The sequence below is a fragment of the Halosimplex halophilum genome (assembly GCF_004698125.1).
Taxonomy (GTDB): Archaea; Halobacteriota; Halobacteria; order Halobacteriales; family Haloarculaceae; genus Halosimplex; species Halosimplex halophilum.
Map to the genome: position 1 here is coordinate 2,173,149 of NZ_ML214297.1, position 17,814 is coordinate 2,190,962.

Here is a 17,814-nt window from a genome sequence, read left to right on the forward strand (position 1 = left end):
ACCCGCTGGAGACCCCTCCACTGTTTCCAGGGACCGCTCGACCCACTCTCTCTTTCCGTTTTCGACCGGCCAGTGACGACGCCGACCGGCTCGCGGGCGTGTGACGGTCGTGTCCGACCCACCGTGGCTGTCCGACAGCCGGAGCCGCACCGATCGTCACACGGTGTCCGACGGTGGAGACGACGACAGACGAGCGCCCACGGGGGCGGCGACCCGCGCGGGAGCGGCGGTCAGACCGCTTCCAGCGCGTCCAGCAAGTCGCACTTCCGACACACGTCCCGGCCGGTGGGCGCGCCGCAGCGCTCGCACTCGCCGTAGTCGGCGGCGTCGCTCCCGCCGAACGCCGACGCCGCGAGCGCCGCGAACTGCTCGTAGCCGGCCATGACCGAGTGGCGCGTCCCGGGGTGGTTGTCCTCCATGTCGAGCAACAGTTGCTGGACCTCCCCCCGGTAGGCCTCCTCGGCGTGGGGACACTCCGTGATGTGGGCGGGCAGGTCCCGGAGGTGGGCGTACAGCGCGACCTCCTTCTCGGGCACGTCCCGGAGCGGCTTGGCCCGCGGGACGTGGTGGTCCTGTGGGTTCCGCGGCCGCTCGGTCGGGTCGGCGGGCGGGTCGACCGGCTCCCCGTCGCGGTCCTCCTCGGGGAACGGGCCCAGCGAGGCGTCGTAGTGGCTGGCCATCTGCTCGACGTCCCCCTCGAAGACGTTCATCAGCGCGGTCTGGGCCTCGTCGTCGAGGTTGTGGCCGGTCAGCAGTTTGTCGGCGCCGAGCTTCTCGGCGTACCGCTCCAGCACGTCCCGGCGGAAGACGCCGCAGTAGGCGCAGGCGGCCATCCCCTCGGGGTCGTCCTCGACCACGTCGTCCATCCGGACGCCGAACTCCTCGGCGTAGGAGACGACCTCGTGGCGCAGGTCGAGGTCCGCGGTGAGTTCCTCGCAGGCCTCGATCGACTCGTCGCGGTAGCCCTCGATGCCCTCGTGGATCGAGAGGGCGACCAGTTCGATCCGGGGGTCCTCGCGGAAGGTGTCGTGGAGGATCTCGGTGAGGACGACCGAGTCCTTCCCGCCGGAGAGGCCGATCACCCACGTCTCGGGCTCGTCGGGCGTCGCCGACCGCGGGACCAGGTTGTCCTCGCGGACGCGCCGGCGGACGCGGGTCTCGACGGTCCGACAGAAGTGCTCCTCGCAGAGGTGCAGCCCCGAGTAGGCGGCGCCCATCACCGCCGCCGACCCGCACTTGTCGCAGTCCATCGCCCCGACCTACCGGGGCGACGGCCCTCAGGGTTTCGCTCCCCGCCCGTCGAGGCGCTCGCCGCCGGTCGCTCCCCGCTCGGCTCTCTCACCCGTCGCTCGATCCGTCCGCGCCGCCGTCGGGCTGGCAGGGGACCGCGACGGTGACGGTCGTGCCGTCGTCGACCGCGACATCGATCTCGCCGTCGGCCCAGTGGACCAGCCAGGTGACCAGCCAGAGGCCGAGGCCCGCGCCGTGCTGGGTGGGCGTCTCGACGAAGCTCTCGGTGAGCACGCGCCGCTCGACGGCCGGCATCCCCGGCCCGTCGTCGGCGACGGCGAACCGCACTGTCCCGCCGTCGACCGCCGCGCCGATCTCCACCGTCGGCTCGGGGGCGTCGCTGTGGGTGACCGCGTTGCGCGCGAGTTCGTCCAGCGCCACGAGCAGCAGGTCCCCGTTGGGGACCGCGACCGGCTCGTCGGGGCCGGTCGTCCGCACGTCCGCGTCGGGGAACTCCTCGCGCAGCGTCGTCACCACGTCGCCGACGATGTCGGCGGCCGGGCGGGTCGCCACCTCGTCGGGGCGCGCGCCCAGCGACGACTCGACGGCCCGCGCGTGGTCGGCCAGCTCCAGCAGCGACTCGCCCCGGCGGCGGATGCGCTCGGCCTCGGTCCGGGTCGTCTCGTCGTCGGTCCGGTCGGCGATGCGGTCGGCGTTGCCGACGACGACGGTCATCGCGTTGCGGAGGTTGTGCCGCAGCACGCGGTTGAGGACGATCACCTCCGAGCGGCGCTGGGCGAGCACCTCGCTCAGGTCGTTGAACCCCCCTTCGAGCTCGGTCCACTCGGTCGCGCCCGTCAGCGAGACGGTCGACCCGTAGTCGCCGGCGACCAGCGCCCCGAACCCGTCCCGGAGCCGCTCGATGTTGCCGAGGAACTCGCGGTAGAGCCAGGCGCCGAACGCGGCGAGCGACAGCAACACCAGCCCGAGCGCGGCCGCCTGCGCGACCGTGGCCTCCCACAGCCGCGACTCGAAGGCCGCCCGGGTCGTCGTCACCGAGACCGTCCAGCCCGTCCCCTCAACCGTCTCGTCGGCGGCGATCAGATCGGCGTCCGTCCCGGCGCCCGTCCCCGCGACCGGCCCGGCCGCGTACAGCGTCGTCTCGTTCGCGGCGATCCGGACCCCCTGTGTCGGACCGGAGTTCGCCCGGACGATCGACGCCAGGTCCCCCCGGTCGAGGTGGAACGCGGCGTTGAACGTCCCGACCGTCTCGCCAGCCCGGCGCAGCGGCGTGCTCACCGTCACGATGAGGTTGCCCGTCTCCGCCCTGACGGGGTCGCTGACGTACGTCTCGCCGGCCATCGCCCGCCGGAAGTACGTCCGCTCGTCGAACTGGCGCCCGACGACCCGCTCGCGGGCGCTCGCGGAGAGCCCCTCGGCGTACAGCGCCGTCATCGTCCCGTTGGCGGCGATCACCGAGGCGCCGCTGAACTCCGTGGTCTCCACGAACGACTGCAGCCGCGCCGCCTGGGAGGGAGAGCCGTGCTCGACCAGCGACGGCGCCTCCCCCCACAGCTGGACCTGCCGCTCCTTCTCGGCGAGCACGGCGTCGAGCTGGGACGCCACGGAGTCGGCGGAGTGGGCCAGCTCCGTCCGCTCCTGGCCGACGACCGCGTCCCGGTAGAGGACGAACCCGACCAGCGACGTGGCCGACAGCACCAGCGTCACCAGCGCCAGCGCCAGGACGAACCGCGTCCGGAGTCGCACAGCTACCTGTTTCCGATACCCACATAAAACTCCGCGCCTCCGGGATCGACCACTGATAGCTGCGGCGGTTCGGGGGGCCGGCGACCGCGCTGGCGACGGCGGCGACGCCGTCGAGAAACCGTTTTCCCCCTCGGGCGGCTACTCCGGCCCGATGACCGACCTCTCGCGCGAGGAGGCCGTCGCCCGCGTCGAGGAGCTCGTCGCCCGCGTCGAGGACGACCGCATGCCCGTCCCAGTCCGGGAGATCTGGGTCTTCGGCGACGTGACGCTCGGCCTCGACCCCGTCGAGCGCCTCGACGTCTATCTCACCAAGGACATCCTCGTCGGCGGCGACGACAGCGAGGTCGACCCCGACGACGTGGCGCTGGGCGTCGACGGGATCGGCGAGACGGTCCGGGCCGACTGGGCCGCCGAACACACCGAGCACGTCCGCACCAACGCCAACGGCTACGCGGCCCCCGAGAAGTGCCTCGGCGCCCACCTCGTCGACGACGACGAACCGGTCCACCTCGAAGTGTGCAACGCCTCCTTCGACGACAACGTCACCCAGCGCCTGGAGGGGGCGCTGGCCACCGGCGACTACGAGCAGATCCTCGACCCCCGCGGCGCCTGCCTGTGGGTCGACGGCCAGCGCAGCGAGGAGGCCTTCCGAAAGCTCCGCGAGGGCGAGTTCGTCCTCCCGACGCTCTCGGGCGCCCTGGAGATGCTCGGCGCCGACCCCGAGGTCGCCGAGGAGGCCGCCGACGCCCTCCGCGCCTACCGCGAGCGCCAGGAGGGCGCGTCCGTCCGCGGCGACGTGGTCTGATCGACCCCGTTCCGACGGCCCCGCGGTAACGACCGCCGAACTGCAGTCGCTCCCGAATCAATGACTGCCTGACGCCGATCAAGCGGTGCATTACAATCGGCCGCGGCGGTCTACGTCGGGGTATGCTCCTGTGGGCGATCCTCCTCGGCCTCCTCGCCTGGGCGCTGGTCACCCTGCTGTTCCTGGCACTCGTGTACGCTTACGGGGACCGATCCCGTCGCCGGGCGCGCGCGTGACTGCCGGCGCCGCGGTGTCCGCGGTCCCGGCGGGGCCCGCGACCGCCCGCGGCGGTCCGATACGACTTTCCCGGTCGACTCCCTGCGGTCGGCCATGACCCGTGTCGGCGCACACACATCGATCGCGGGCGGCGTCCCCAACGCCGTCGACGAACAGCTGGAGATCGGCGGCAACTGCGGCCAGATCTTCTCCCACTCGCCGCAGGTTTGGCAGGACCCGTCGATCGGCGACGAGGAAGCCGCCGAGTTCCGCGAACTGACCGACGAGCACGATCTGGGCCCGTGGGTGATCCACTCCTCCTATCTCGTCAACCTCTGTACCCCGAAAGACGACCTCCGCGAGAAGTCGATCGACTCGATGCAGAAGGAGGTCGACGCCGCCGACAAGCTCGGCATCGAGTACGTCAACGTCCACCTGGGCGCCCACACCGGCGCGGGCGTCGACGGCGGCCTCGACAACGCCGCGGGCGCCCTTGACGAGCTGGAGATCCCCGAGGGCGTCACCGTCCTCGTCGAGTCCGACGCCGGCTCGGGCACGAAGCTCGGCGGCGAGTTCGAACACCTCGCGGACGTGCTCGACCGCTCCGAGCAGGACCTGGACGTGTGTCTCGACACCGCCCACATGTTCGCGGCGGGCTACGACCTCTCGACGCCCGAAGGGGTCGAAGAGACCGTCGCGGAGTTCGACGACGTGGTCGGGCTGGAGCACCTGGAGTGTATCCACCTCAACGACTCGAAACACGCCTGCGGGACGAACAAGGACGAGCACGCCCACATCGGCGAGGGCGAGATCGGCGAGGACGGCATGCGCGCGTTCCTGAACCACGAGGATCTTCTGGACGTGCCGCTCGTGCTGGAGACGCCGACCGAGGACGGCAAGAGCTACGCCTGGAACGTCGAGCGCGTGCACGAACTGCGGGACGGGGAGTAGCGGACGAGAGCGGAGTCCCACTCGGTCACGATCGCGGCGATAGCGGACGGAAGTTGGTGGCGGAGTATGTGCCGCCACACGAGCGTTTATTGTGGCCTGTACGCAGGACTCGGTGTGAACGGACAGGGTTTCGGTGAACCACCGGCGGGCGGGGTTTCGGGCGACGACGCCGGCCGAGTGGGTGCGACCGGGTCGTCGTGGCCGCAACCGCACTACGACGCGCGCAACAGCGCGTACACCCCCAACACCGTTGTACCGGACACGGAGCCGGGACGACTCTGGACCTTCGGGGTCGACGCCGAGCTGGAGACCGAACCGGTCGTCGCCGGCGGGTCGGCGTTCGTGGTGCCCCGGGACGACGTGCTGTACGCGGTCTCGCTACGGGAGGGGACGGAGCGGTGGCGGTTCGACCCGGACGCTCCGATATTCACGGCGCCCGCAGTCGCGGACGGAACCGTCTACGTCGCGCCGAACAACGGGCAGGTCCGCGCGCTCGCCGTCGAGGACGGGACCGAACGGTGGGCGGTCAACCCCGGACGGAGCGTGAATCCGCAGGTCACCGTCGCCGACGGCACCGTCTACGTCGTGACCTACTACGGGAACGTCTACGCGCTGTCGGCGTCCGACGGGGAACAGCAGTGGACGGCGTCGCTCGACGAACGGGTCGCGACGCGGCCCCCGGTGGGCGACGGGGCGCTCTACGTGAGCACGCAGAGCGGGAACGTCCACGCGCTGGCGACCGCCGACGGGAGCGAGCGGTGGCGCTTCGAGACGGACAGCGAGTACATGTTCACGGAGCCGACGGTCGGTGACGGGACGGTGTACGTGCCGGTCGGGCGCGTCGACGGCGGGAGCTACTACTACGCGCTGTCGACCGACGACGGGAGCGAGCGCTGGCGCCTCGAACGGTCGTCCGGGAGTCTCGACATGTCGCCGGCGGTGACCGACGACACCGTCTATCTCCAGGATGTGAAGGGGATCACCGCCCGGTCGCCCGCCGACGGGAGCGAGCGGTGGACCGGGTCGGTCGAGGGGGAGGCGACGGCGGTGGCGGTCACCGAGTCGGCGGTGGTCGTCGGCGGCGCGGGCGATGTCGTCACCGCGTTCGCGCGCTCGGACGGGTCAGTCCGCTGGCGTCGCGAGGTGGGCGGGACGACCGCGCCCGTCGCGGTCGCCGGCGGCGTCGTCTACGTGGCCAGCGGGAACCGCGGGCTCGTCGCCCTCGGCGACGAGTTGCCGCCGACGCCCAGTCCCACGCCGTCCCCGACGCCGACACGGAGTCCGACGCCCACGCCGACCGCGACGCCCACGGCGACGCCGTCGCCGACACCGACCGAGGCCCCTACGCCGACCGAGAGCGTGTCCGCAACGCCTGGAGACGTGCCCTACGCGCTCCGGGAGGGCGTGAAGACGGTCGTCGACACCGGCTACGGGACCTACTACCTGATCCGGTCGATCCCGGAGGTCGACCCGGAGCGTGTGGCGGTGACGACGACCGACTACGGGCTGGTCGGTCGGACCACGACGAAGGACGTGGTCGCGCTCGACACCTTCTCGGAGGGGCTGTGGGCGGCCGACTGGGGCCGGGAGGTCGAGCGGATGCGGACGGTCCGCGAGGCGTCGGCCGCCTACGAGACGCTCGGCCGTCTCAACGAGATCGGGTGGGATCTGGCCGAGATCGTCGTCTTCCTGGCGTCGCCGTACAAGAAGGCGGCGGTCGCGCCGGCGCTGGAGATCGCGACCGACGCGATCAGCTGGACGATGGACGAGGTCCAGCGCCCCTATCGCGCGGCGTTCCAGCGGCTCACCGCCTGCCTCAACAACGCCCGGTCCATCGACCAGCACGCTCGCAACGTGGTCTCGCACGGCGGGCTGGGGGAGGCGATCGAGACCTGGGTCGGCGCCGCCCAGTTGATGCACGGCGCCTACGACACGGGGTCGGACCTGGCGACCGCCTGGAGCCAGCTGTCGACGGCGCTGCAGAGCGGGGGCGGCTACTCGGCCTCGGCGTCGACCGCGCTGTCGACCGCGAAGGGGTTTTTCGTCGGGTTCTTCGTCGGCGCCGCGAGCGGGATGATCGAGGGCGACGTCGAGAAGAAGACCGCGGTTCACGGGCTCCAGAACGCCTACGCCAACATGCGGCTCCCGGTCGTCGAGACCCTGCGGGACCTCCAGGGCCGGTTCGACAGCGGGGACCGGACCGTCGGCGACATCTACAGGTACAACGCGTACCTGCTGTCGGCCTACCAGATGGACGCGCTACTGTTCGCAGCCTCGGAGCTGTACTGGGAGGCGATCTCCGACGGGTGGCTCGGCGGGGTCTGGGACGCGTGGTCCGGCGCCCAGCGCAGGGCCGACGAGTACGCGACGAGGGCCGAGACGGCCAAGCGGACCGCCCGGACGACCCAGCGGCTGTTCGGCCTCGCCCAGACCCGGATCGGCGAGGACGTGACCGGGTCGATCAACGCCGAGTTCCGGGCGGGGGGTGGGAGCTGATGGACCCCGACCGCCGCGACCTGCTGAAAGTGCTCGGCGTGCTCGGCGTCGGCGGAGCGGGGTCGGCGGTGTTGCTCTCCGGCGACGACGGCGACCAACCCTCGGACTCGCCCTCGACAGCGTCCGACGTGGGAACGCCGACAACTGGAGGGGAGCCTCAGTCCGGTGGCAGGGAGGACTACGCCGCGGCCGTCGAGCGGGTCGGGAGCGACCTGACGGAGCCGCCGTCGCTCCCGGAGCCGACCCGCTTCGACTACGACCCCGTCGACGTGAGCTTCGAGGACCGGTGGCTCGGCCGGTTCGCCGCGAGCCCGGCGAACGGCGGGGACGGCGACCGGATGCGCGCGACGCCCGGGACGGGCTCGCCAGACGAGGTGCTGACGACGTTTCGGCGGTGGCTCGGCCTCCCCGACGAGCGGTGGGGCGAGGCGACGCTCGCCGGCGAGACCGTCGAGCTCCGCGGCGGCGCTATCGGAGGCGTGATCGCCGTCCTCGGGACGGTCGACGGCCGGGGTCTGGTCGTCGGCGCGCGGGCGGTCGACGAGGCGACGCTCGACGGGGTCGTCTCCTCGTGGGAGCTCCCCGAGTCGTAGGACCGGCCGCGACCGCCGCTACTTCTCGACGGCGTCGGGTCGGTTCTGCACGCGGGGGTACCTGACACCCAGCGCTTTCCAGTCCAGCCAGCGCGCGCCGGGGCGGTCGTCCGCGAGTTGCCCGTACGGCGGATCCCCGCCCGTCGGAACCCCGTCGACCGGGCCGCTGGGATCGACGGCGTCGGCGACGAAATCGAGGGCGTCGTCGGTCGCCTGCCAGACGCCCGCCGCGCAGGAGGGGAGCGCCACTCCGACGTTTTCGACCCCCGCCAGCGGTTCCGCGTGGGGGACCGCGTCGCCGTCGATTCGCTGCTGGAGCGTCGCGTAGGCGTAGAACTCCAGGTCGGCCCCGTCGGCCGCGCGGTCCTTGACCGCGGGGACGAGGTCGAACAGCTTGTTGTAGCCGACCTCGACCTTCTCGGGGTCGAGCGTGCCCATCGCCTCGTCGGTGGTGTCCTCGGGGTCGACGTCCTCGGCGGCGGAGTCGTTGGTGACGTACCAGGTGACGTAGTTCGCCTCGCGGTGGCGGTGGCGCCGCGGGACGACGGACATCCCCTTGTGCGGGAGGTAGGCGCCGACCGCCGGGAGGTCCTCGGCCGGGCCGCGCACCGCCAGCACCAGCTGGTTGCGGCAGGTCACCGGGTCGATCGACCCGCGGACCGCGTCGGCGTCGCCCCCCGCGTCGCGGAACGACTCGCCGCCGACCAGCGAGTCGACGAACCGATGGGTGCCCGTGCCGGTCGCGGCGACGACGTAGTCCGGTTCGACCTGCAGGGTCAGCTCCTGGTGGGTCTCGACGGTGAGCCGCTCCAGCGCGGGGGCGGACGCCTCCCCCGTCGCGAACTCCGCGGCCGTGATGTCACCGACGACGACCCGCTCCTCGTGGTCGGCCGCGAGCGCCTCGACGAGCGCCTCGCGGTCGATCACGTACTCGTCGATCGCGGCGACGTGCTCGCCGCTGCCCTTCGCGAAGACGGTCCCCTCGCGGTAGACGTCGTGGAGGTCCGCGAGTTCGCGTTCCTCGTACTCGTAGCCGGCCTCGTCCCACTGGTCGACGAGGTGCCGGTAGGGGTGGTCCGTCGAGCAGACGTACCACTCGCCGCCCTCGACGGGGACGCGGGCGTCCTCGGCGAACGGCAGCCACCGCTCGTCGACGGCCTCGCGGCGGGCGCGGTCGGGGTTCAGGTAGCCCTTCGCGAGGGCGCCCGGCCAGTCGAACGTCTGGCCGCCGCCCAGCGGCGTGTTCGAGACGAGCGCGGCGGCGTAGCCGCGGTCGACGAGTTCGTCGAGCAGCACGAGCCCCTGGACCCCGCCGCCGACGACCAGCACGTCAACGTCGGCGGTCGGGTACCACTCCAGGTACTCGCGGGCCTGCTCCCACAGCGACACCCCACGGTCGAACTCCGGCTCGTCCGCTCCCATTCGTTGTCCGCCCTTTTCGCCCGGCCACCATATGTCTGACTCCCCGGCCCGTTCGGCGGCTATCCCGCCCGGGAACCGTGACCCTCAACTGAGCGACCGCCGAGATTCGGCTATGCGAGTCCCCGCCGTCGGCCGCCCGGGACCGCTCGCGGTGGTCGCCTCGAACGCGGTGGCCCCCGTGGGCGTCCTCGCGCTCGGGTGGTCGGCCACCGTCCTCCTCGGCGTGTTCGTCCTCGAACTCGCGGCCGTGCTGTTCTGGTCGGCGGTGAAGGTCCCGTTCGCGGCCAAGCGCCCGAACAACCTGATGGACGACCAGCGACTGCTGGGCCCGCTGCAGGCCAAGCGCGGCGGGATCGACCTCCCCGGTCCGGTCCCGCCGGTCTACCTCCGGAACGTCCCGACGCTGGTCGCGCTCGTCGCCCTCCTCGCGCCGATCGAACTCGGGGCCGCGTTCCTCGTGTTCGCGCTCTCGGACCCGACGATCACCACCGGGACCACCGGGCAGCTGCTGGTCGGCGGCGTCGGCGTGTTCGCCGCCCGCGGCGTCGAGACCTGGGCCGACTACTTCCACAGCGGGGGTTACCGGGACCACTCGCCGCGGTCCGTGGTGCTGGCCCCGTTCAAGTACGTCTTCGGCGTCGGGACGCTCCTGTTCGTCGTCGGCCCGTTCGGCCTCGACAGCGGCGCGGTGCTGGCGCTGGTCGTCGCCGGCAAACTCGCCTACGACCTCCGGACGATACAGGTCGAGCGCGACCCGGACAGGCGGGGCGTCTTCTACCGCCTCTACGGGAGCAAGGAGACCGAGATCGAGCCCGAGCCGATCCCCGAACCCGACGGCGAGCCGGTCGTCCGCGCCCGTCCCCCGCGGGCGGTCGCCGTCGCCGACGCGCTCTTCCGCGGCGGCTTCTACACCCTGACCAGCCCCGTCGTCCTCTGCTACGTCGTCGCGGGGCTGCTCGCCGTCTTCGCCCCCTCCTGGCTCGTGGCGGTCCCCCTTGCCGTCGTCTTCGCGTTCGGGGCGGTCCGCGCGACGACGCGCTACCTCCGGTTCGGCCGGCTGGAGTACCGCTCTTACGACGGCGTCCTCGTCGCCTACGACACGCTGTTCGACGAGCCCCAGGACCGGATCGAGCGCGACGACGTGAAGCGCGTCGCCGTCGAGCCCGACCCCGTCGACCGGTGGTTCGACACCGCCACGATCGAGTTCGACCGCGGCGACGACACCCCGCCGCTGCAGTTCACGGTCCCCGACCCCGAGGACGTCGAGCACGACGACACGCCCGGGTCGCTGGTCGCCGCCCACGTCGACGACCCCGAGGCGCTCGCGGACGCGCTCGGCGTCGGCTGGCTCTACGAGCGCGACGTCGAGTCGCCCGCCGCCGCGGACTGAGCCATCCCGTGAGGCCGATACGGGCGAGTGCCGGTGCGGAGGGGGTTGCGGTGCGGTCGGCGCGCGCTGTCGTCTCGGAATCGCTTGCGATTCCGAGGGCCGTCAGAGCTTGCTCTGACGTTGGCGCGCTCTCGTGCGCGCGACGGCATCGCGCGAGGTCTTCGTGAACTGTGCGAACGAAGGCTCGTCGGAGCTTGCTCCGACGGTGGATGAGCGACGACAGGAGCGAATCGGCTGGGGAGGTGCGTGGCCTGTTGCGGTGCTGTGCGGTGCGGTCGCGGTGCCGTGCTGTTCCTGGCGTCCGCGCGAACGTGTGAGCTCGGTCCCGGTGGACTGAACGGGCGAGGCGCGCTCGCGCCGATAGTCGCCTGAGCGGGCCACTATCCGCGCGGGCGGTGCCGAGAGCGCGGATATGTCGCTCAGCGACCGCGAGCGCGCCGAGGGCGGTCATCACTCGCTGTCGAGTGCGGTAGCGTCTCCAGCGAGCGCGCCGAGGGCGGTCATCGCTCGCTGTCGACTGCTAGTGAGCGCGCCGAGGGCGTTCACAATCTGCTGTCTCCAGCGGTCGCAGTCACTGAACGGGCCGAGGGCGTTCAGCGTTCAGCCATCTTGCAGTCGAACCTCCGCCGAAAACGACTGCAGGGAGTCCCTGGTCAGTATCGACTACACGCGGCCGACGGTCACGAAGAAGGGGACCGTCTCGGTGCGGACGTACTCCTCGTCGCTCATCTGGTCGACTACGTCGCGCCCCATCGCGCGCCACGCCGAGCGCAGGTCGTCGTACTCCCCTTCGGTGGTCTCCCCGGAGAGGATGGTCTCGCGGTCGTCGGCCAGCCCCTCCCCGGTGACCTTCCGGCGGGCGGCTTCGACGGCCGCCTCGGAGTAGGGCGGCGCCACCACTCGCTCGTGGTCGTACCGGCGCGTCGAGACGATGTCGAGACCAGCTTCCTCGAACACGTCGCGTGCGCCCGCACCGAGGGTCACGTCCGTCTCGACGCCGTCGAGGAACCGTTCGCGGGCGCGGCGGGCCAGCGACGGCTCGGCGTCGACCGTCGAGTCAACGCTGACGGCGCCGTTGTCCGGTTCGACCGCGGCCACCAGATCCGAGGAGACGCGGGCGAACTCCTCGACCGCGCCGACGGGGTCGGGCAGGTTGATGAGCAGCGCCTGGCAGACCACCAGGTCGACGGCGTCCGCGGAGAAGGGCAGACGCGTCGCGTCGGCCTGGACGACCGGGGCGAGTTCGCTCGCGGCGGCGAGCAGCCGCGGGTCGGCGTCGACGCCGATCACCTTGGCCCCGCTCTCCTCGGCGAGGACCCGGGTGAGTTCGCCCGTCCCGCAGCCCACGTCGAGGATCCGCTCGCGGCCGTCGAGGTCGAGATCGGCGAGGGCCTCGCGAGAGTCGGCCCACATCCCCTCGCGGGTCGTCTCCAGGTAGTCGGCGCTGAACTCTCGCACTGGGCGTTCGTTCGACACCGCGGCCGCATAGGCGCGTCGGTCGATACTCGGTACCGGTCGCGAGTGAAGCGGTCGAACCGTCCTCCACACTGGGTATCGAAGTCGAACGCCTCGGCCCGCTCGCTCGCTGGAGACGCTACCGCACTCGACAGCGAGCGTTGAACACCTCGGCCCGCTCGCGGTCGCTGTCTCCGAAAATCGAAGATTTTCGGGATCTCGCAGGAGCGGAGCTCCTGCGGACCTCGCGAATCTCCGATTCGCTCAGTGACGAGAGAGCGGAGCTCTCTCGAACCAAGCGGGATATCCGCGCTCTCCGCACCGCCCGTCACGGCATAGCCGTTCGCTTCGAGGCGCGCAGCGCCTCGCACCGCCCGGATAGTGCCCGCTCAGACGACTACACGAGCGCGAGCGCGCCTCGCCCGTTCAGTCCGCCAGGGACCGCGACTGCACGGCACGGCACCGCAACCGCACCGCACAGCACCGCAACAGGCCACGCACCTCCCCAGCCGATTGCGCTCCGCGCGCCTGCGGCGTGCGGTGCTCATCCCTCGCGCGGCTACGGTCGCGCGCATGAACGCGCGCTCCAGCGCGCGCCGAGGAGGAAGGTTGGGGTGTCTAGTCGTCGGCGGGTGCGGGTTCGCCGGACTCGCCGGCTTCCCAGTGGCTGACGTTCGCGGGTTCGAAGAGATCCGTCGAGAGGTAGCGCTCGCCGGTGTCGGGGAGGACGACGACCACGAGGTCGTCGGGGCGCTCGCGGGCGACCTCGGCGGCCGCGGCCAGGGCGGCGCCGGCGGAGACGCCCGTCAGGATACCCTCCTCGCGGGCGAGCTTGCGGGTCGTCTCGACCGCTCGCTCGTGTTCGACGGCGCGGACCTCATCCAGGAGCTCGGTCCGCAGGATCTCGGGGACGAAACCGGCGCCGATCCCCTGGATGGAGTGCGACCCGGGCTCGCCCCCCGAGAGGACCGGCGAATCGGCCGGTTCGACGGCGACCGAATCCACGTCGGCGCCCCGCTCCTCCTTGAGGTACTCGGAGACGCCGGTGATCGTGCCGCCGGTGCCGACGCCGGCGACGAAGACATCCACTTCGCCGTCCGTGTCCGCCCAAACCTCGGGGCCGGTCGTCGAGCGGTGGGCCTCGGGGTTCGCGATGTTCTCGAACTGGCTGGCGACGACGCCGTCGCGCTCGTCGGCGATGGCCTCGGCGGCCTCGATGGCGCCGTCCATCCCGCCGTCGGCGGGGGTGAGCACGACCTCGGCGCCCAGCGCCGACAGCAGGGCGCGCCGTTCCTCGCTCATCGACTCGGGCATCGTGAGCACGAGGTCGTAGCCGCGGGCGGCGCAGGCCATCGCCAGCCCGATGCCGGTGTTGCCGGAGGTGGCCTCGACGACCAGATCGGCGTCGTCGAGGTGGCCCATCCGCTCGGCGCGGTCGAGCATGGCGGCGCCGATGCGGTCTTTCACCGAGTTGGCGGGGTTGAACGACTCGACCTTTCCCGCGAGGTTGTCGGCGAACGAGTCCAGCCACACGAGCGGCGTGTCGCCGATCTCCGCGGCGATGTCGTCTGCGATTTCCATCGTCTCGCCGTAGGCGCTCGCCGCGGTTGGGTCGCCGCCCTCAACATCGGGGGTAACGACCCCTTCCCCCTGAGTCGGTCCCTCGAAGGAGACGGGACCGCTCCGTCGGGGAACCGTTAATTGGCTGCCGGATGACACGCCGGTATGGATCCCCGAGTCGAGGACCACGCCGACGTCATCGTCGACCACTCAATCGACCTGCGGGCCGGCGACGAGGTGCTGATCACCGCGCCGCCCGCCGCGGAGGAGCTGGCCGTCGCGCTCGCCGAGCGGGTGGGCGAGCGAGGCGCCTACAGCCTCTCGATGGGCGGCAACAGCCGCGCCCGGCGGGCGTTCATGCGCGCGATGGACCCTGACGACTACGACGAGGTGCCGGACGTGGTCGAGGCGATGGTCGACTCGGTCGACGCGATGGTGTCGATCCGCGCCTCGCGCAACACCCACGAGACGAGCGACGTGCCGCCCGAGAAGAACGCCGCCTACGCGAAGATCATGGAGCCGCTGTTCGACGCGGTCGCCGACAAGCGCCGGGTCATCACCCAGTATCCCGCCCCCGGCGACGCCCAGGCCGCCGAGATGAGTACCGCCGCGTATGAGGCGTTCGTCTACGACGCGGTGACCAAAGACTGGGACGAACAGCGGGAGTTCCAGGCCAGCATGGTCGAGATCCTGGAGGGCGCCGACGAGGTCCGGATCGTCTCCGGCGACACCACCGACGTGACCATGTCCGTCGCGGGGATGAACCCCGTCAACGACTACGCCGAGAAGAACCTCCCCGGCGGCGAGGTGTTCACCGCGCCCGTGCCCGACTCCGTCGAGGGCGAAGTACTCTTCGACAAGCCCCTGATGGCCCAGGGCCGGGAGGTCGAGGACGTGCGCCTCGTCTTCGAGGGCGGCGAGGTCGTCGACTCGTCGGCCGCCAAGAACGAGGGGGTGCTCGCCGCGATGCTCGACACCGACCCCGGCGCGAAGCGGGTCGGCGAGCTGGGCATCGGGATGAACCGCGACATCGACCGGTTCACCTACAACATGCTGTTCGACGAGAAGATGGGCGACACCGTCCACATGGCGCTCGGTCGCGCCATCCCCGAGAACGTCCCCGACGACGGCGATGTCGAGGCCAACGAGTCCGCCGTCCACACCGACATGATCGTCGACATGAGCGAGGATTCGTACATCGAGGTCGACGGCGAAGTCGTCCAGCGGGACGGCACCTTCCGGTTCGAAGACGGCTTCGACGCGTAGACCGCCTCGACCGCACCAACACCCCTACTCTCACAGCGGGTCGTCGTCGTCCCGCGTCCACCCGTCGGTCTCGTATTTCTCCCGCGCGCGCTCCCGCGCCCGCGACAGTTCCGCGTCTGACCACGTGCCCTCGTGGGCATCGGCCCACGACCGGAGCGCGGCCTCCAGCTCCGCGACGACCTCTTCCCGGTCGATCCCCGACTGCTCGCGGACGCTCGTGACGCGCTCGTCGAACTCGGCGGCGGTCGCGTCCGGGTCGTCGAAACAGTTCAGGTGGCGGTCGGTCGTCCGCGCGAAGGTGATCGACCCGTGCTGGACGACCGCGTCCTTCCGGCGGTACTGGGCGTTGCCCGAGATCTTCCGGCCGTCGCCGGCGACCACGTCGTGAGCGGGGTGCAGCGCCCGGAGGTAACACGCCGGCTCGTACACCGCCGGCCGCTCCTCGTCGACGAACCGCGCGTCGACACCCATGCCTTCGAGGGCGTCGAACAGCGGCTCGCAGAGCAACTCGTAGGAGTCCATCAGGTCGCCGGGGAGTTCCTCGGCCGGCGCGACGATGGAGTAGGAGATGTCGCCGTGGCTGTCGTGGTAGATGCCGCCGCCGCCGGTCGGTCGGCGGGCAACCGTGACCCCCTCGCGCTCGCAGAACTCCCAGTCGACCGTCGCGGGGTCCTGGTGGTAGCCCAGCGAGAGCGTGCTTGGTTCCCAGCGGTAGACCCGGAGGGTGCGGACCCCCTCCTCGGCGGCCGACTCGGCGGCCGTCTCGTCCAGCGCCATGTTCATCGGCCCCGGGCGGGACTCCTCGGGGATCAGCCGCCACTCCCGGTCGGCCAGGCTCATATTCGGGGTTGGCAGGGCGCCAGGAAATCGGTTGCGTTCGTCAGGCCCGACGACTGCGAGCGACCAGGACCAGCGTCACGACGCCGGCGACGACGAACGGCCCGGCGACCAGCGGGCTCGTCAGCCGCGAGACGAGGAAGTCGACGAACTGGAAGGCGTACGGCTGGACCACGTCGAATCCGAACAGGCGCGCCCACTCGGCTCGGAACCCCGGCTCCAGCGGTGCCACCGGCCGGACGGCCGGCAACAACCGCGTGCTGAAGGGCAGGTACAACAGGAACGTCAGCACCAGCGCCGCGAACAGCCGGCCGACCGCGCGCCCGTACGCGCGGACCACCCAGCTGCGCCGGCCGTGCGCCTCGATCGGTGTCGCTCGGTTCATCGGTGGTCGGAAGTTGACAGTCGAAGTTGATAAACGTCAGTCACCGGGGCGGCAGTGGTCAGTACAGGCAGTAGCTGTTGCGGTGAGCGGGCGCGGTGCGGTCGGCGTGCGCTGTCGAGCGTGCCCGCCTCCTGGCGGGCCGCTCGAAATAGCCGCGCGAGGTCTTCGTGAACGTGTGAACGAAGGCTCGTCAGAGCGAGCTCTGACGGTGGATGAGAAGCGCAGCCTGCGAGCAGCGAGGGACCGGCGGTCCCTCGGGCCATGCGGGCGACGCTCGGGTCGCCCGCAGACAGCGCAAGAGGTTGGGGAGGTGTGAGGCCCGCTGCGGTTGCTGTGCGGGGCGGTCGCGGTGCCGTGCTGTTCCTGGCGTCCGCGCGAACGTGTGAGCGCGGGCTCGGGAGAGCTTGCTCTCCCGGTGGACTGAACGGGCGAGGCGCGCTCGCGTTTATGTAGTCGTCTGAGCGACCCCTATCCGAAGCGGCCTCCGGCCGCGAGGATATGTCGCTCAGCGACCGCGAGCGGGCCGAGGGCTTTCAACACTTGCTGTCGAGTGCGGTCGATCCAACTCCGAGCGAGCGCGCCGAGGGCGTTCAGCGCTCACCGGCGAGGCGGCCACTCCGAGACGACTTCCTTCCACGATAGACCCAACAGAAACATCCACTCAACGAGCACATCCGATCGAACGAGACGCGACGACTCAGAACGGTCCCGTCGAGACGACGTTTCGCATGACCGAGCGCTCGGCCCGGCGCAGTAGTTCGGCGGCGGTGCCGGGCGCGCAGCCGAGGCGGTCGCCCACGTCCTCGACGCTGCCCTCGCGGGGCGTCTCGTAGTAGCCGCAGTCGACCGCCGCGACGACGGCCTCGAACTGCCGGTCGGTCAGGTCGCCCCCGGCGTCCAGCCGGCGGGCGTCGTACTCCCCGACCTCCAGCACCTCGGCGTCCATCCCCGCGGGCATCTCCTCGACGGCGGTCTGGAGCTTCTCGGCGGGGCCGACGGCGGTCAGCCGGACCGTCCCGTCCGCGCGGTACTCGATGGGCATCAGCCCGACCAGCCCCGGCTGGGTGAGCGCGCCGACGAAGTCCCGGCTGTGCTCCGGGATCGACTCGCGGACGTAGAGGTAGAACGTGTCGTCGGGACACCGGGAGATCTCGTAGGCGCTCACGCTCTCGGTCTCCCGCAGCGCCGGCTCGTAGGGGTCGGGGTCGCCGTCGACGTGAAACAGGAAGGCGGGGTCCTCGTCCAGCGCCGTGTTGTACTGCAGCAGCCGCGAGACGCTGTAGCCCTCCCGCTCGACGACGAACTGATGCATCGGGTGTCGCACGGCCGGCTCCTGGTGGACCGCGACGCGCAGGTACCGCATCGCCCGATCGGTTCCGCCGGTTCGACTTAAATCCCGCCCACCCGTGAGGGCCAACGGCGATTGTCCGGCCGCGCCAAC

The 17,814-nt window shown here is 71.4% G+C and carries 14 protein-coding genes; 6 read left to right on the top strand and 8 right to left on the bottom strand.

What is annotated here, in order from left to right; translation table 11 throughout:
• Positions 1-230: 230 nt before the first annotated feature.
• Entirely contained in the window at positions 231-1,250 is a 1,020-nt protein-coding gene (ncsA, locus tag E3328_RS10865; protein ID WP_135364575.1) for a tRNA 2-thiolation protein NcsA, read from the bottom strand.
• 88 nt (positions 1,251-1,338) lie between these two features.
• Positions 1,339-2,997, bottom strand: coding sequence for a sensor histidine kinase (locus E3328_RS10870; protein ID WP_135364576.1), 1,659 nt, complete (start codon positions 2,995-2,997; stop codon positions 1,339-1,341).
• Between the two features lie 151 nt (positions 2,998-3,148).
• On the opposite strand from E3328_RS10870, the gene E3328_RS10875 reads away from it, so the two are divergent.
• From E3328_RS10875 to E3328_RS10890, 4 genes are all read left to right on the top strand, one after another.
• Positions 3,149-3,802 carry a DUF7095 family protein gene (locus E3328_RS10875; protein WP_135364577.1) on the top strand — a complete coding sequence of 218 codons (654 nt, stop codon included), beginning with the start codon at positions 3,149-3,151 and terminating at the stop codon, positions 3,800-3,802.
• Positions 3,803-4,132: 330 nt separating this feature from the next.
• Entirely contained in the window at positions 4,133-4,969 is an 837-nt protein-coding gene (locus tag E3328_RS10880) for a deoxyribonuclease IV (protein ID WP_135364578.1), read from the top strand.
• A gap of 114 nt (positions 4,970-5,083) precedes the next feature.
• Positions 5,084-7,465 carry an outer membrane protein assembly factor BamB family protein gene (locus tag E3328_RS10885; RefSeq protein WP_167837365.1) on the top strand — a complete coding sequence of 794 codons (2,382 nt, stop codon included), beginning with the start codon at positions 5,084-5,086 and terminating at the stop codon, positions 7,463-7,465.
• Positions 7,465-8,058 carry a hypothetical protein gene (locus E3328_RS10890; protein ID WP_135364580.1) on the top strand — a complete coding sequence of 198 codons (594 nt, stop codon included), beginning with the start codon at positions 7,465-7,467 and terminating at the stop codon, positions 8,056-8,058. The genes E3328_RS10885 and E3328_RS10890 overlap by 1 nt, the downstream gene beginning before the upstream one ends.
• Positions 8,059-8,076: 18 nt before the next feature.
• Here E3328_RS10890 and E3328_RS10895 read toward each other — a convergent pair whose 3' ends face one another.
• On the bottom strand, positions 8,077-9,480 hold the full coding sequence (locus tag E3328_RS10895; RefSeq protein WP_135364581.1) for an FAD-dependent oxidoreductase: 1,404 nt from the start codon (positions 9,478-9,480) through the stop codon (positions 8,077-8,079).
• Between the two features lie 112 nt (positions 9,481-9,592).
• Here E3328_RS10895 and E3328_RS10900 point away from each other — a divergent pair, with 112 nt between their 5' ends.
• Positions 9,593-10,870 carry a DUF6498-containing protein gene (locus E3328_RS10900; protein WP_135364582.1) on the top strand — a complete coding sequence of 426 codons (1,278 nt, stop codon included), beginning with the start codon at positions 9,593-9,595 and terminating at the stop codon, positions 10,868-10,870.
• A 663-nt stretch (positions 10,871-11,533) separates the two neighbouring features.
• Here E3328_RS10900 and E3328_RS10905 read toward each other — a convergent pair.
• A complete protein-coding gene (locus E3328_RS10905; protein WP_135364583.1) occupies positions 11,534-12,328 on the bottom strand; it encodes a class I SAM-dependent methyltransferase in 795 nt (264 codons plus the stop codon).
• A 615-nt stretch (positions 12,329-12,943) separates the two neighbouring features.
• Positions 12,944-13,906 carry a cysteine synthase A gene (gene cysK, locus E3328_RS10910; RefSeq protein ID WP_135364584.1) on the bottom strand — a complete coding sequence of 321 codons (963 nt, stop codon included), beginning with the start codon at positions 13,904-13,906 and terminating at the stop codon, positions 12,944-12,946.
• Between the two features lie 144 nt (positions 13,907-14,050).
• On the opposite strand from cysK, the gene E3328_RS10915 reads away from it, so the two are divergent.
• Positions 14,051-15,151 carry an aminopeptidase gene (locus E3328_RS10915; RefSeq protein WP_135364585.1) on the top strand — a complete coding sequence of 367 codons (1,101 nt, stop codon included), beginning with the start codon at positions 14,051-14,053 and terminating at the stop codon, positions 15,149-15,151.
• Between the two features lie 30 nt (positions 15,152-15,181).
• Here E3328_RS10915 and E3328_RS10920 read toward each other — a convergent pair whose 3' ends face one another.
• The 3 genes from E3328_RS10920 to E3328_RS10930 all read right to left on the bottom strand — a co-directional run bounded on the left by E3328_RS10920 (position 15,182) and on the right by E3328_RS10930 (position 17,736).
• Positions 15,182-15,991: a lipoate--protein ligase family protein gene (locus E3328_RS10920; protein WP_135364586.1), complete on the bottom strand. Its 810-nt coding sequence runs from the start codon at positions 15,989-15,991 to the stop codon at positions 15,182-15,184.
• 40 nt (positions 15,992-16,031) lie between these two features.
• Complete coding sequence (locus E3328_RS10925; protein ID WP_135364587.1) at positions 16,032-16,373, bottom strand: hypothetical protein; 342 nt, start codon at positions 16,371-16,373, stop codon at positions 16,032-16,034.
• Between the two features lie 697 nt (positions 16,374-17,070).
• Positions 17,071-17,736: a helix-turn-helix domain-containing protein gene (locus tag E3328_RS10930; RefSeq protein ID WP_135364588.1), complete on the bottom strand. Its 666-nt coding sequence runs from the start codon at positions 17,734-17,736 to the stop codon at positions 17,071-17,073.
• Positions 17,737-17,814 lie beyond the last annotated feature (78 nt).

What these genes read in the sequence shown, in the direction of transcription:
- E3328_RS10915 (WP_135364585.1), top strand. Translation starts at nt 14,051, where the DNA reads ATGGATCCCCGAGTCGAGGACCACGCCGACGTCATCGTCGACCACTCA.
- E3328_RS10930 (WP_135364588.1), bottom strand. Translation starts at nt 17,736, where the DNA reads ATGCGGTACCTGCGCGTCGCGGTCCACCAGGAGCCGGCCGTGCGACAC.
- E3328_RS10875 (WP_135364577.1), top strand. Translation starts at nt 3,149, where the DNA reads ATGACCGACCTCTCGCGCGAGGAGGCCGTCGCCCGCGTCGAGGAGCTC.
- E3328_RS10880 (WP_135364578.1), top strand. Translation starts at nt 4,133, where the DNA reads ATGACCCGTGTCGGCGCACACACATCGATCGCGGGCGGCGTCCCCAAC.
- ncsA (WP_135364575.1), bottom strand. Translation starts at nt 1,250, where the DNA reads ATGGACTGCGACAAGTGCGGGTCGGCGGCGGTGATGGGCGCCGCCTAC.
- E3328_RS10890 (WP_135364580.1), top strand. Translation starts at nt 7,465, where the DNA reads ATGGACCCCGACCGCCGCGACCTGCTGAAAGTGCTCGGCGTGCTCGGC.
- E3328_RS10895 (WP_135364581.1), bottom strand. Translation starts at nt 9,480, where the DNA reads ATGGGAGCGGACGAGCCGGAGTTCGACCGTGGGGTGTCGCTGTGGGAG.
- E3328_RS10920 (WP_135364586.1), bottom strand. Translation starts at nt 15,991, where the DNA reads ATGAGCCTGGCCGACCGGGAGTGGCGGCTGATCCCCGAGGAGTCCCGC.
- cysK (WP_135364584.1), bottom strand. Translation starts at nt 13,906, where the DNA reads ATGGAAATCGCAGACGACATCGCCGCGGAGATCGGCGACACGCCGCTC.
- E3328_RS10900 (WP_135364582.1), top strand. Translation starts at nt 9,593, where the DNA reads ATGCGAGTCCCCGCCGTCGGCCGCCCGGGACCGCTCGCGGTGGTCGCC.
- E3328_RS10925 (WP_135364587.1), bottom strand. Translation starts at nt 16,373, where the DNA reads ATGAACCGAGCGACACCGATCGAGGCGCACGGCCGGCGCAGCTGGGTG.